Below are 13,954 nucleotides of genomic sequence, written 5' to 3'. Positions count from 1 at the left end.
CTAACCGCAGCTGAAGCGGGACTTCGCCCAGTCCGCCAGGGCCGCCCGGTCGAAGTGGGTACCCCGGGGCTCCACCACCAGCCGTACCGTCTTCCGCCCGGCCAGGTTCACGTGGACCGGTACCGCCGGGTCGCCGCCGGAGACGGTGCCGGACTGCCACAGGCGGGCGCCGTCCGCGTACACCGCGAAGGCGACCTTGCCGAGGCCCAGCGTCATGTCGTCCACCCCGACCACCGCGTCATAGGCGCTGCACTCGCGGTTGAGGTCGACGGTCACCGAGGAGTCGCCGCGCACCGTGACACCGGGGGAGTACTGCTCGCCGCCGATCGACATGCCGTACCGCTGCCACACCCAGCTGCTGTCGCCGAGCCGCACCTCGGGCTCGGAGCCGTCGCCGGTGAGGTCGTAGCTCAGCTCGCTCAGCTCGTAGGACCGGGGCGGGGGCGGCGGAGGGGTAGGGGTCGGGGTCGGCGTGGGGGTCGGCCTCGGGGGCGTGGGGGTGGGGGTGGGGGTCGGCTTCGGCCTGGGCGTCGGCTTCGGGGTCGGGGTGGGCGTGGGCGTGGGCTTCGGGGTGGGCTTCGGCTCCGGCTTCTCCGCCACCGGGACGGCGGGGGCGGGCGCGGGCGGAGCGGGCGGCTTCGGCGCGGGCTCCTTCTTCCTGGCCGGCGGAGGCGGCGCGGGCGGCGGGGTCTGCTGGACCACCGGCGCGGACGGCGACGGCTTGGCGATCTCCTTGGCCGGGTGGCTGTCGTTCACCAGCGCCAGGGCCACCGCGGCGGCCGCCACCGCGACCACACCCGTGGCGATGCCCGCCTTCACCGGCGCGCCCAGCCCCTCCGAGGCCGCGCCACCGCCCGCCGCACCACCCCCGGTGGACCCGGTCGCGGCAGCGGCGGCACCCGCGGCGCCCACGCCCGCGCCCCCGGCGATGACACCGAGCGCCTTGGCGTACCCGGCGGCGCCGAACCAGCCGATGACCGCGATCGGGACGACGGCCGGGATGCCCCCGGCCACTTCCTCGATCTGCGCGGCCGCGAGGCGGCACTTGGCGCACTCCTCCAGGTGCTTGCGCAGCCCGCGCTCGGCCCGGATGCGCAGCTTTCGACGCGCGTAGCCACCGAGCTGGTCGGCGTAGCGCGCGCACTCCTCGTCGTTCACCAGGGTCGCGCTGACATGTGCCTGGAGATACGCCTGCTTCAGTCCCTCACGGGCCCGACTGGCCAGCACCCGCGTGCCGTTGGCGTCCAGACCGAACAGCACGGCCACCTCGCTGGGCGACTCGTCCTCCACCTCGGTGTGCCACAGCACCGCCTGCCAGCGCTCGGGCAGCGAGCGGAACGCCTGCATGGCCAGGGTCTGTTCGGCCTCGTGCATCGCCCGTACGTCGGCGCCCAGATCGGCGCCGAAGGCACCCAGGGACCCGGTGTCGTCGGCCGCTTCGGCCGCCCTGGACGCCTGCTGGGCGAACACCGCGAAGTCGTCCACGAGTTGCTCGCGCTTGGCGGACTGCGTCCAGTGCGCGGCGACCCGGCGCACCGAGGTCAGCAGATAGGCGCGCACCGCGTACTCGGGCCCCGAACCGCCGCGCACCGCCTGGAGCATGCGGGCGAACACCTCGGCGGTGAGGTCGTCGGCGGTGTGCCCGTCCCGGCAGCAGGTACGCGCGTAGCGTCGCACCGCGTCCGCGTGCCGCCGGTACAGCTCCTCGTACGCCGAGTCGTCCCCGGCGCGCATCCGCTCGATCAGCTCGCCGTCGGCGGGCGGCGCGTCCGGCGGGGGCGGCAGGGCGCTGCCCTCGCGCTGGGCCGGGAGGCTCGCCCGCTCGGCGCCGCCGGAGGTGGCCCGGCCGCCCTGGCTCGGCACCTGCGGCGAGGTCAGCCCCCGGACCTCCGCGTCACCACTACCGTCGGCGCGCGCGCCGTCCCACCCGTCAACGCCCATCGCGTAAAGCCCCCGACACCGGCACAGCCCGATCCTTAACGGGCTCAGCGTGCCATAGCCGTATTCACCACCGGTCCACTCGTCCGACCCGTCACTCATCCGAGCGGAAGTTTCACCAACCACCCGCAAACAGTTCCGAACAAGCAGCCCCGGAAGGGGGGTTCGGCGTGCCTACGCGGGCCGGGACCGCAGACCCTCCAGCAGGATGTCGAGCAGCCGCGCGGAGGCGGCCGCCTGCTGCGCCGCGTCCGGCAGCGAGGGCGCCGCCGTGGCGATCACCAGGAGCACGTCGGAGACGGACACGTCGGCCCGCAGCTCCCCGGCCGCGCGGGCCCGCTCCACCAGCCGGCCGACCACCTCCAGCAGCGCCGCCGTACCCGGCTCGCCGCCGCTGTCCACCAGCCGCAGCTCACCCGCGCCGGCCTGGGACCGCTGCTGCGGGACCCGCGCCTCGTCGGTCGCCGGGGCACCGCCCTCCTCGGCGACCCCCACCCGCAGCACCTGCGGCGGCAGCAGCCGGCCCGCGCCGGACGCCACCGAGGTGCGCAGGAAGCGGGAGAGCGCCGACCACGGCTCGTCCTCCTGGCCCAGCGCGGTCCGCGCCTGCTCGGTCAGCCGCGCGGTCTCCTCCTCGGCGATCCGCCGCACCAGTACGTCCTTGCTGGGGAACCGCCGGTACACCGTGCCCACACCGACCCGCGCCCGCCGCGCCACGTCCTCCATCGGCGCGCCGTAGCCCAGCTCGCCGAACACCTCACGCGCCGCCCTCAGCACGTGCTCCAGATTGCGCTGCGCGTCCACCCGCAGCGGCGCCGCGCGCCCGCCGCCGGTACGTCCCGCCGACGCGAGGGGCGCCGCCGACCAGTGCGTGTCCTGAACATGCATGTCTTCCCCCGGTAATGACGTCTCCCCCCGGAGACTCCCCGCCACTGATTTCCGAAAGCGCGGAAAACTGGCGCCGGTCCTGAGCGGGCCCGCACCCGGCGACCCCCTCGACGACCCTCCCGCACCCCGTCGACACAGCAACATAGTTGAGCGGGAGTCAATTCAGAAGGGGTAGGTTCCGCACAGTGCGCCCCTCGATCGGAGTACGAGCCATTTATGTCCGGATTCCGTACCCCGCACATCCGGCCGCCGGTCACACACATTGCCAAGGCTGTGGACAAACAACAGCGCCGGGTGCGTCATGGGATGGTGAAGGAACGCGTGCGCATTCTGGTCGTCGGCGGTGGCTACGTCGGCATGTACACCGCCCTGCGTCTCCAGCGGAAACTGAAACGGCAGCTCAGACGGGGTGACATCGAGATCACCGTGGTCAGTCCCGACCCCTATATGACCTACCAGCCGTTCCTTCCCGAGGCGGCCGCCGGCTCGATCTCCCCGCGCCATGTCGTCGTCCCCCTGCGCCGCGTGCTGCCCGAGTGCCGCGTGGTCATCGGCGAGGTCACCGCCGTCGACCACGCCGTACGCACCGCCGCCGTCACCACCCTCGCCACCGAGCGGCACGGCCGGGCCGCCGAACTGTTCGGCTACGACGAACTCGTCCTCGCCCCCGGCTCCGTCTCCCGCACCCTGCCCGTCCCCGGCCTCGCCGAGCACGCCATCGGCTTCAAGACCGTCGAGGAGGCCATCGGGCTGCGCAACCACGTCATCGAACAGATGGACATCGCCTCCTCCACCCGCGACCCCGCCCTGCGCGACGCCGCCCTCACCTTCGTCTTCGTCGGCGGCGGCTACGCCGGGGTGGAGGCCCTCGGCGAACTCCAGGACATGGCCCGCTACGCCGCCCGGTACTACCCCAACCTGCGGCCCGAGGACATGAAGTGGGTGCTGGTGGAGGCCACCGGCCGGGTGCTGCCCGAGGTCGGCCCCGAACTGGGCCGCCACACCGTCACCCAGCTGCGCCGCCGCAACATCCAGGTGCTGCTCGACACCCGCCTCGAATCCTGCGCCGGCCGGGTCGCCGTCCTCAGCGACGGCCGCCGCTTCCCCACCCGCACCGTCGTCTGGACCGCCGGCGTCAAACCCCACCCGGTACTGGCCGCCACCGACCTGCCCCTCGACCCGCGCGGCAGGCTGCGCTGCACCGCCCAGCTCGCCGTCGAGGGCACCGAGCACGCCTGGGCCGCCGGCGACGCCGCCGCCGTACCCGACGTCACCGCCACCGAGCCCGGCGCCACCACCGCGCCCAACGCCCAGCACGCGCTGCGCCAGGCCAGGGTGCTCGGCGACAACATCGTGCACACCCTGCGCGGCGAACCCCTGCGCACCTACTCCCACCGGCAGCTCGGCGCCGTCGCCTCCCTCGGCCTGCACAAGGGCGTCGCCCAGGTGTACGGCCGCCGGCTCACCGGCCGCCCCGCCTGGCTGCTGCACCGGGCGTACCACCTCAGCCGGGTGCCCACCTTCAACCGCAAGGCCCGCGTGCTCGCCGAATGGACCCTCGCCGGCCTCTTCAAACGGGAGATCGTCTCCCTCGGCTCACTCGAACACCCGCGGGCCGAGTTCGAACGCGCGGCCGGTGGAAAACCCCCACGGCGGCACCCGGACCCCCCGAAGGGGTCGTCCTGACCCGAGCCGGGAACTTCCCCGGCCCGTACGGCCGTCTGACGGATGTCGCCGCGGACGGCCACCTGCCAGACTGCTCCACATCCTCGGACGGGCAACAGCCCGCCCCTCTGCACACGCGAGGCTTTCCCCACTGTGAACTTCACGCGCTGGAGCGCCCGGCTCCCCGGAACGCAGCGCCGCGCCGCAGCGCGGACCGAGCAGACGGTCCCTCCGGACCGGCGCGGCGAGAGCCCGGTGCCCGCCGCCCGCGCCGGACACCCCGCCTCCGCCGTCGACGCCCTGCCCACCCGCGAGGTCCTCGACCGCGTCCCGGCCCTCGTCGCCCTGGTCCACGGCCCCGACCACCGCCTCGCCCACGTCAACGCCGCCTACACCGCCGCCTTCGGCCCCCGCGCCCCCGGCACCCCGGCCCGCGACACCCTCCCCGAACTCGCCGAGCTGGGCCTCTTCCCCCTCCTCGACCAGGTGCTGCGCAGCGGCAGACCCCGCACCCTGAAGTCCCGCAAGGCGGTCGACGGCCGCTCGTACACGTTCACCTGCACCCCGGTCACCGGCCACGGCGACCGCGACGCCGGCGTCCTCGTGTTCGCCACCGACGTCACCGACCACGCCGAGGCCGCCGAACGACTGCGTGCCAGCGAACGCACCCAGCGCCAGACCGCCGTCACCCTCCAGCGCTCCCTGCTCCCGCAGGACCTGGAGGAACCCGACGACCTGCGCGTGGCCGCCACCTACCAGCCCGGCGGCACCGAGGCCGCGGTCGGCGGCGACTGGTACGACGTCATCACCCTCGGCGGCGGCCGCACCGCCCTCGTCATCGGCGACGTCATGGGCCGGGGCGTGCGCGCCGCCGCCGTCATGGGCCAGCTCCGCACCGCCGTCCGCGCCTACGCCCGCCTCGACCTCCCCCCGCACGAAGTACTCCAGCTCCTCGACGGCCTCGCCGTGGAGATCGACGCCAACCAGATCGCCACCTGCGTCTACGCCGTCCACGACCCCAACGAGGGCCGCCTGGTCTACGCCTCCGCCGGACACCTGCCGATCCTGGTCCGCGACGAGAACGGCGAGGTCCTGCGCGCCGACGAACCCACCGGCCCCCCGCTGGGCACCGGCGGCTGGGTCCACTCCTCCGGCTCCGTCCCCCTCGGCCCCGGCGCCACCGCCGTCCTCTACACCGACGGCCTGGTCGAACGGCGCGACCAGGACCTCGACGAGGGCATCGCCGCCCTGGCCCGCGCCCTCTCCGGCGCCACCGGCACGCCCCAGGTCGTCTGCGACCGCCTGGTCCGCTCGGCCGGCGTCACCGCCGACCACGACGACGACGTGGCCGTCCTCGTCCTCCAGCACCCGCACCGCACCGGCCCCGCCGCCGACCTCTTCCGCAACGCGGCCTTGGACCTCCTCGGCGGAGTCGAGGCCGCCCCGCGCGCCCGCGCCTTCGCCTCCGGCGTCCTCACGAGCTGGCGCTTCCCCACCGAACTCCACGACCTCGGCGTCCTCGCCACCAGCGAGCTGGTCGCCAACTCCCTCCAGCACGGCACCCCGCCCATGCGGCTCCGGCTGCGCCGCACCGACCGCCGCCTGATCATCGAGGTCACCGACGGCGACGACCACCTCCCGCGCCGCCGCCGCGCCGAACCGGCCGACGAGTCCGGGCGCGGCATCGACATCGTCGCCACCATCGCCTCGGGCTGGGGCTCCCGCCGCACCCCGGGCGGCGGCAAGGCGGTCTGGTGCGAGTTCCTCCTCCCGAAGCGCTGAGGCCCCGGACATCTGAGGCCCCGGACGTACGAGAAGGGCCGGGAGCACCTGAGGCGCTCCCGGCCCTTCCGCCGTGTGTACGTACTGCTTATGCGCTGACCGACTCCGCCGGGGCTCCGCCCCGCGCCACGACCCGGCTCTTGGCGTGCGCGGCCCACGGGTGGTCCTGCGCGGGCGTGAGCCGCCGGCCCAGCCGCACCGCCAGCACACTGATCGCCACCGAGAACAGCGCGAACGTCACGATGTACGGCGCGTGCAGCGAGGCGCCCAGCGGCCCGCCGATGGCCGGCCCGACCGCCAGCGCCAACTGCTTGACCAGCGCGAACGCGGAGTTGTACTGCCCGGCCATGCCCTCCGGCGCCAGATCGGCGACCAGCGGTGCCACGGTCGGCGACAGCATCGCCTCCCCGAGCCCGAACAGCGCGTACGTCGAGACGAAGGCGGCCGTGGCCATCTCCTGGCTGCCGTGCCCGAGACCCGCGTAACCCGCCGCCAGCCAGGCCACGGTCCAGATCATGCCGACCACCGCGATCACCCGCGACCGGCGCCGGCGCTCGACCAGCTTCAGCACGGCGAACTGCGCCACGACGATCATCATCGTGTTGGCGGCGAGCGCGGTGCCCAGCGTGGACGTGGATATCCCGGCGGCCTCGACGCCGTAGGCGCTCAGACCGGACTCGAACTGGCCGTAGCAGGCGAAGAACAGCACGAAGCCCAGCACGCAGAGCTGGACCATCGCCCGGTTCCGCACGAGCTGCCGCCAGCCGCCCCCGGCCGAACCGGAGGGCAGGTCGGTGATGCGCGGGGCACGCGGCATCCGGACCGTCGCCATCAGTACGGCGAGCAGCAGGAAGATCGTGGCCTCGATGGTGAACAGCACGGTGAAGGAGGAGGCGCGGCTCGTGTCGACCAGATGGCCGCCTATGAGCCCGCCGACGCCCAGACCGAGGTTCTGCAGGAAGAACTGCATGGCGAACGCCCGCGACCGGGTCGCGGTGGTCGAGCAGTCCACGATCATCGTCGCCAGCGCGGGCTGCATCACCGCCTGCCCGGCACCGAGCGCGGCCGCCGTCAGCAGTACGGACACCGCACTGCCCGCCAGCCCCAGGCCCAGGGCGCCGAGCGCGGACAGGACCAGGGCGACGAGCAGGACGGGCAACGGACCGCGCCGGACGATCGCCCGCCCGGCGAAGGGCAGCGCGATCAGCGCCGCCACGGCGAAGACGGCGAGCACCAGCCCGGCCGTCATGGCCCCCAGCCCTCGCACCTGCGCCACATAGACGTACAGATACGGGACCGTGAAGCCGAGTCCGAACGCGCTGAGCGCGTTGCCCACGTGGATGCGGGGCATCGCCGCCCCCATCGCCCTGGTCACGTTCACCTCTTCCACAAGTTAGGAGTGAAGACTTCAAAGCTAAAGTTCGAAGCTAAAGAGTACATGCCGAAGGACTTCAAGGCAAAGACTCCGCGTGCCATACTCCTTGCCATGGCCGACACCGCCGGCGTCCCGGAGCCGACACTCGAAGAACAGATCGCCGCCTACCAGCGCGAGTTCCAGGACCTCGACCCCCAGGTCGAGGAGATCGTGTCGGCGCTGTCCCGGCTGAACCGCCGCATGAACGTGGCGTACGGCCGCCAGACCGCCGAGCTGGGCATCAGCAACGCGGAGTGGGAAGTACTGAAGGCCCTGGTCCTCTCCGGCGCCCCGTACCGGCTGGGCCCCGGCGAACTGGCCAAGCGGCTCGGCCTCACCCCGGCCGCGATGACCCACCGGATCGACCGCATGGTCACCGAGGGCCTGGTCACCCGGGAGCGCGACGAGTCCAACCGCGTCCGTGTCATCGTGGAACTGACGACCGACGGCCGCGAGAAGTGGCTGGAGGCGATGCGCATGGCGACGGTCTTCGAGGAGGACCTGCTCCAGGACCTCACCTCCGGGGAGCGCTCGGTGCTGGGAGAGGTCCTCACCCGGCTCCTGCGCCGCGTGGAGCACGCCCAGCCCGACGCCGAGGGCCGGCTCTCCGACCTGGACTGACGGCCTGAACAGGGCCGACGGAAAAAATCTTGACAGGGGGGGCTTGACCCGTCCCCGGCGAGTCCGTAAAGTTCTTCGGGTTGCACAGAGCCGTAACGGTTCTCCGCAGCACCTCGCCGCCTGGAGCGGCAACCTCACACCAACCAGTACGACCATCCCCCTGGGATTGCTTTCGGCGCGTCCGAATTCAATTCGAATGGGAACCGGCGGCCCGATTAGGAACTGCCGGGGATGATCCGCTAAGGTTTGAGACGTCGGAACGGCCCAGCGGGCCGGGAAGACAACCCCCTCTGACTGGGAATCAGACGCCGAAAGGATCTGATAGAGTCGGAACCGCCGGAAAGGGAAACGCGAAAGCGAAGAACTGGAAAGCACCGAGGAAATCGGATCGGAAAAAGATCTGGTAGAGTCGGAAACACCGAAGGGAAGCCCGGAGGAAAGCCCGAGAGGGTGAGTACAAAGGAAGCGACCGTTCCTTGAGAACTCAACAGCGTGCTAAAAGTCAACGCCAGATATGTTGATAACCCCGTCTCCAGTCACTGACTGGGACGAGGTTCCTTTGAAAAAACACAGCGAGGACGCTGTGAACCATCGGACTATTCCTCCGATGGTTCCGCTCTCGTGTGTGTCGACCGGCTGTATTAATTTACTGGCCGAGTAAACATTCACGGAGAGTTTGATCCTGGCTCAGGACGAACGCTGGCGGCGTGCTTAACACATGCAAGTCGAACGATGAACCACTTCGGTGGGGATTAGTGGCGAACGGGTGAGTAACACGTGGGCAATCTGCCCTTCACTCTGGGACAAGCCCTGGAAACGGGGTCTAATACCGGATAACACTGCGGATCGCATGGTCTGCGGTTAAAAGCTCCGGCGGTGAAGGATGAGCCCGCGGCCTATCAGCTTGTTGGTGAGGTAATGGCTCACCAAGGCGACGACGGGTAGCCGGCCTGAGAGGGCGACCGGCCACACTGGGACTGAGACACGGCCCAGACTCCTACGGGAGGCAGCAGTGGGGAATATTGCACAATGGGCGAAAGCCTGATGCAGCGACGCCGCGTGAGGGATGACGGCCTTCGGGTTGTAAACCTCTTTCAGCAGGGAAGAAGCGAAAGTGACGGTACCTGCAGAAGAAGCGCCGGCTAACTACGTGCCAGCAGCCGCGGTAATACGTAGGGCGCAAGCGTTGTCCGGAATTATTGGGCGTAAAGAGCTCGTAGGCGGCTTGTCACGTCGATTGTGAAAGCCCGAGGCTTAACCTCGGGTCTGCAGTCGATACGGGCTAGCTAGAGTGTGGTAGGGGAGATCGGAATTCCTGGTGTAGCGGTGAAATGCGCAGATATCAGGAGGAACACCGGTGGCGAAGGCGGATCTCTGGGCCATTACTGACGCTGAGGAGCGAAAGCGTGGGGAGCGAACAGGATTAGATACCCTGGTAGTCCACGCCGTAAACGGTGGGCACTAGGTGTTGGCGACATTCCACGTCGTCGGTGCCGCAGCTAACGCATTAAGTGCCCCGCCTGGGGAGTACGGCCGCAAGGCTAAAACTCAAAGGAATTGACGGGGGCCCGCACAAGCAGCGGAGCATGTGGCTTAATTCGACGCAACGCGAAGAACCTTACCAAGGCTTGACATACACCGGAAAGCATCAGAGATGGTGCCCCCCTTGTGGTCGGTGTACAGGTGGTGCATGGCTGTCGTCAGCTCGTGTCGTGAGATGTTGGGTTAAGTCCCGCAACGAGCGCAACCCTTGTTCTGTGTTGCCAGCATGCCCTTCGGGGTGATGGGGACTCACAGGAGACTGCCGGGGTCAACTCGGAGGAAGGTGGGGACGACGTCAAGTCATCATGCCCCTTATGTCTTGGGCTGCACACGTGCTACAATGGCAGGTACAATGAGCTGCGAAACCGTGAGGTGGAGCGAATCTCAAAAAGCCTGTCTCAGTTCGGATTGGGGTCTGCAACTCGACCCCATGAAGTCGGAGTTGCTAGTAATCGCAGATCAGCATTGCTGCGGTGAATACGTTCCCGGGCCTTGTACACACCGCCCGTCACGTCACGAAAGTCGGTAACACCCGAAGCCGGTGGCCCAACCCCTTGTGGGAGGGAGCTGTCGAAGGTGGGACTGGCGATTGGGACGAAGTCGTAACAAGGTAGCCGTACCGGAAGGTGCGGCTGGATCACCTCCTTTCTAAGGAGCACTTCTAGGCCGCCTAGCGGTCCAGAGGCCAGTACATCGGCGAATGTTCGATGCTGGTTGCTCATGGGTGGAACGTTGACTATTCGGCACACTTCACTGACTTTCTCCTAGTACTGCTTCGGCGTGGAACGGATGGAAGCGGGGAAGGGTGTCGGGCACGCTGTTGGGTGTCTGAGGGAATGAATCCCCTCATTCGCCGGCCCCGGTAAAAGTCTGCTCTGTGCAGGCTGTGACGGGTGGCTGGTCGTTGTTTGAGAACTGCACAGTGGACGCGAGCATCTGTGGCCAAGTTTTTAAGGGCGCACGGTGGATGCCTTGGCACCAGGAACCGATGAAGGACGTGGGAGGCCACGATAGTCCCCGGGGAGCCGTCAACCAGGCTTTGATCCGGGGGTTTCCGAATGGGGAAACCCGGCAGTCGTCATGGGCTGTCACCCGCTGCTGAACACATAGGCAGTGTGGAGGGAACGAGGGGAAGTGAAACATCTCAGTACCCTCAGGAAGAGAAAACAACCGTGATTCCGGGAGTAGTGGCGAGCGAAACCGGATGAGGCCAAACCGTATACGTGTGAGACCCGGCAGGGGTTGCGTGTGCGGGGTTGTGGGATCTCTCTTCTGTCGTCTGCCGGCGACAGGACGAGTCAGAAACCGTTGATGTAGGCGAAGGACATGCGAAAGGTCCGGCGTAGAGGGTAAGACCCCCGTAGTCGAAACATCAGCGGCTCGTTTGAGAGACACCCAAGTAGCACGGGGCCCGAGAAATCCCGTGTGAATCTGGCGGGACCACCCGCTAAGCCTAAATATTCCCTGGTGACCGATAGCGGATAGTACCGTGAGGGAATGGTGAAAAGTACCGCGGGAGCGGAGTGAAATAGTACCTGAAACCGTGTGCCTACAAGCCGTGGGAGCGTCGGACACAAGCTTGCTTGTGTCTCGTGACTGCGTGCCTTTTGAAGAATGAGCCTGCGAGTTTGCGGTGTGTTGCGAGGTTAACCCGTGTGGGGAAGCCGTAGCGAAAGCGAGTCCGAATAGGGCGATTCAGTAGCGCGCTCAAGACCCGAAGCGGAGTGATCTAGCCATGGGCAGGTTGAAGCGGAGGTAAGACTTCGTGGAGGACCGAACCCACCAGGGTTGAAAACCTGGGGGATGACCTGTGGTTAGGGGTGAAAGGCCAATCAAACTCCGTGATAGCTGGTTCTCCCCGAAATGCATTTAGGTGCAGCGTCGTGTGTTTCTTGCCGGAGGTAGAGCACTGGATAGGCGATGGGCCCTACCGGGTTACTGACCTTAGCCAAACTCCGAATGCCGGTAAGTGAGAGCACGGCAGTGAGACTGTGGGGGATAAGCTCCATGGTCGAGAGGGAAACAGCCCAGAGCATCGACTAAGGCCCCTAAGCGTACGCTAAGTGGGAAAGGATGTGGAGTCGCAGAGACAACCAGGAGGTTGGCTTAGAAGCAGCCACCCTTGAAAGAGTGCGTAATAGCTCACTGGTCTAGTGATTCCGCGCCGACAATGTAGCGGGGCTCAAGCGTACCGCCGAAGTCGTGTCATTCATACAATAGGGCCAACGCCTGTATGGATGGGTAGGGGAGCGTCGTGTGCCGGGTGAAGCAGCCGCGGAAGCGAGTTGTGGACGGTTCACGAGTGAGAATGCAGGCATGAGTAGCGATACAAACGTGAGAAACGTTTGCGCCGATTGACTAAGGGTTCCTGGGTCAAGCTGATCTGCCCAGGGTAAGTCGGGACCTAAGGCGAGGCCGACAGGCGTAGTCGATGGATAACCGGTTGATATTCCGGTACCCGCTGTGAAGCGTCAAACATCGAGCATCGTGATGCTAAGGCCGTGAAGCCGTTCCGGACCCTTCGGGGAATGGAAAGTGGTGGAGCCGCCGGCCCAAGCGGTTAGTAGGTGAGTGATGGGGTGACGCAGGAAGGTAGTCCAGCCCAGGCGGTGGTTGCCCTGGGGTAAGGGTGTAGGACGCAAGGTAGGCAAATCCGCCTTGCACATAGTCTGAGACCTGATGCCGAGCCGATTGTGGTGAAGTGGATGATCCTATGCTGTCGAGAAAAGCCTCTAGCGAGTTTCATGGCGGCCCGTACCCTAAACCGACTCAGGTGGTCAGGTAGAGAATACCGAGGCGTTCGGGTGAACTATGGTTAAGGAACTCGGCAAAATGCCCCCGTAACTTCGGGAGAAGGGGGGCCATCACTGGTGATCGGATTTACTCCGTGAGCTGGGGGTGGCCGCAGAGACCAGCGAGAAGCGACTGTTTACTAAAAACACAGGTCCGTGCGAAGCCGTAAGGCGATGTATACGGACTGACGCCTGCCCGGTGCTGGAACGTTAAGGGGACCGGTTAGTCCTGTTTCGACAGGGCGAAGCTGATAACTTAAGCGCCAGTAAACGGCGGTGGTAACTATAACCATCCTAAGGTAGCGAAATTCCTTGTCGGGTAAGTTCCGACCTGCACGAATGGCGTAACGACTTCTCGACTGTCTCAACCATAGGCCCGGTGAAATTGCACTACGAGTAAAGATGCTCGTTTCGCGCAGCAGGACGGAAAGACCCCGGGACCTTTACTACAGTTTGATATTGGTGTTCGGTTCGGCTTGTGTAGGATAGCTGGGAGACTTTGAAGCATGCACGCCAGTGTGTGTGGAGTCGTCGTTGAAATACCAGTCTGGTCGTGCTGGATGTCTAACCTGGGTCCGTGATCCGGATCAGGGACAGTGTCTGATGGGTAGTTTAACTGGGGCGGTTGCCTCCTAAAGAGTAACGGAGGCGCCCAAAGGTTCCCTCAGCCTGGTTGGCAATCAGGTGTTGAGTGTAAGTGCACAAGGGAGCTTGACTGTGAGACCGACGGGTCGAGCAGGGACGAAAGTCGGGACTAGTGATCCGGCGGTGGCTTGTGGAAGCGCCGTCGCTCAACGGATAAAAGGTACCCCGGGGATAACAGGCTGATCTTCCCCAAGAGTCCATATCGACGGGATGGTTTGGCACCTCGATGTCGGCTCGTCGCATCCTGGGGCTGGAGTCGGTCCCAAGGGTTGGGCTGTTCGCCCATTAAAGCGGTACGCGAGCTGGGTTTAGAACGTCGTGAGACAGTTCGGTCCCTATCCGCTGTGCGCGTAGGAATATTGAGAAGGGCTGTCCCTAGTACGAGAGGACCGGGACGGACGAACCTCTGGTGTGCCAGTTGTCCTGCCAAGGGCATGGCTGGTTGGCTACGTTCGGGAGGGATAACCGCTGAAAGCATCTAAGCGGGAAGCCTGCTTCGAGATGAGTATTCCCACCTCCTTGAGAGGGTAAGGCTCCCAGTAGACGACTGGGTTGATAGGCCAGATATGGAAGCCTGGTAACGGGTGGAGTTGACTGGTACTAATAGGCCGAGGGCTTGTCCTCAGTTGCTCGCGTCCACTGTGTTGGTTCTGAAACCACGAACAGC

The 13,954-nt window shown here is 66.9% G+C and carries 6 protein-coding genes and 2 rRNA genes; 5 read left to right on the top strand and 3 right to left on the bottom strand.

Annotation, left to right across the window (positions count from 1 at the left end; translation table 11 throughout):
* The gene (locus tag D0Z67_RS13645) at positions 1-1,941 is read right to left on the bottom strand and encodes a sigma-70 family RNA polymerase sigma factor (protein WP_031179228.1); all 1,941 of its coding nucleotides are present in this window, start codon (positions 1,939-1,941) and stop codon (positions 1-3) included.
* A 171-nt stretch (positions 1,942-2,112) separates the two neighbouring features.
* Entirely contained in the window at positions 2,113-2,826 is a 714-nt protein-coding gene (locus D0Z67_RS13640; RefSeq protein WP_031179229.1) for a TetR/AcrR family transcriptional regulator, read from the bottom strand.
* A gap of 306 nt (positions 2,827-3,132) precedes the next feature.
* Here D0Z67_RS13640 and D0Z67_RS13635 point away from each other — a divergent pair, with 306 nt between their 5' ends.
* Positions 3,133-4,512: an NAD(P)/FAD-dependent oxidoreductase gene (locus D0Z67_RS13635; protein WP_031179230.1), complete on the top strand. Its 1,380-nt coding sequence runs from the start codon at positions 3,133-3,135 to the stop codon at positions 4,510-4,512.
* A 132-nt stretch (positions 4,513-4,644) separates the two neighbouring features.
* Positions 4,645-6,273 (top strand): ATP-binding SpoIIE family protein phosphatase, encoded by a 1,629-nt coding sequence (locus tag D0Z67_RS13630; protein WP_031179231.1) that lies wholly within the window; start codon positions 4,645-4,647, stop codon positions 6,271-6,273.
* An 88-nt stretch (positions 6,274-6,361) separates the two neighbouring features.
* Here D0Z67_RS13630 and D0Z67_RS13625 read toward each other — a convergent pair whose 3' ends face one another.
* Positions 6,362-7,624, bottom strand: a complete 1,263-nt coding sequence (locus D0Z67_RS13625; RefSeq protein ID WP_031179232.1) for an MFS transporter — start codon at positions 7,622-7,624, stop codon at positions 6,362-6,364.
* Positions 7,625-7,759: 135 nt separating this feature from the next.
* On the opposite strand from D0Z67_RS13625, the gene D0Z67_RS13620 reads away from it, so the two are divergent.
* The 3 genes from D0Z67_RS13620 (at position 7,760) to D0Z67_RS13605 (ending at position 13,911) form a co-directional block, all read left to right on the top strand.
* The gene (locus D0Z67_RS13620) at positions 7,760-8,308 is read left to right on the top strand and encodes a MarR family winged helix-turn-helix transcriptional regulator (RefSeq protein ID WP_031179233.1); all 549 of its coding nucleotides are present in this window, start codon (positions 7,760-7,762) and stop codon (positions 8,306-8,308) included.
* Positions 8,309-8,972: 664 nt separating this feature from the next.
* Positions 8,973-10,498: ribosomal RNA gene (locus D0Z67_RS13610) — 16S ribosomal RNA — on the top strand.
* A 292-nt stretch (positions 10,499-10,790) separates the two neighbouring features.
* Positions 10,791-13,911: ribosomal RNA gene (locus D0Z67_RS13605) — 23S ribosomal RNA — on the top strand.
* Together the 16S and 23S rRNA genes form the textbook arrangement of a ribosomal RNA operon.
* Positions 13,912-13,954 lie beyond the last annotated feature (43 nt).

Origin of the sequence: Streptomyces seoulensis, from assembly GCF_004328625.1 — a bacterium.
Lineage (GTDB): Bacteria > Actinomycetota > Actinomycetes > Streptomycetales > Streptomycetaceae > Streptomyces > Streptomyces seoulensis.
This window is presented reverse-complemented; position numbering and strand designations above follow the sequence as displayed.

What these genes read in the sequence shown, in the direction of transcription:
- D0Z67_RS13625 (WP_031179232.1), bottom strand. Translation starts at nt 7,624, where the DNA reads ATGCCCCGCATCCACGTGGGCAACGCGCTCAGCGCGTTCGGACTCGGC.
- D0Z67_RS13635 (WP_031179230.1), top strand. Translation starts at nt 3,133, where the DNA reads ATGGTGAAGGAACGCGTGCGCATTCTGGTCGTCGGCGGTGGCTACGTC.
- D0Z67_RS13620 (WP_031179233.1), top strand. Translation starts at nt 7,760, where the DNA reads ATGGCCGACACCGCCGGCGTCCCGGAGCCGACACTCGAAGAACAGATC.
- D0Z67_RS13645 (WP_031179228.1), bottom strand. Translation starts at nt 1,941, where the DNA reads ATGGGCGTTGACGGGTGGGACGGCGCGCGCGCCGACGGTAGTGGTGAC.
- D0Z67_RS13640 (WP_031179229.1), bottom strand. Translation starts at nt 2,826, where the DNA reads ATGCATGTTCAGGACACGCACTGGTCGGCGGCGCCCCTCGCGTCGGCG.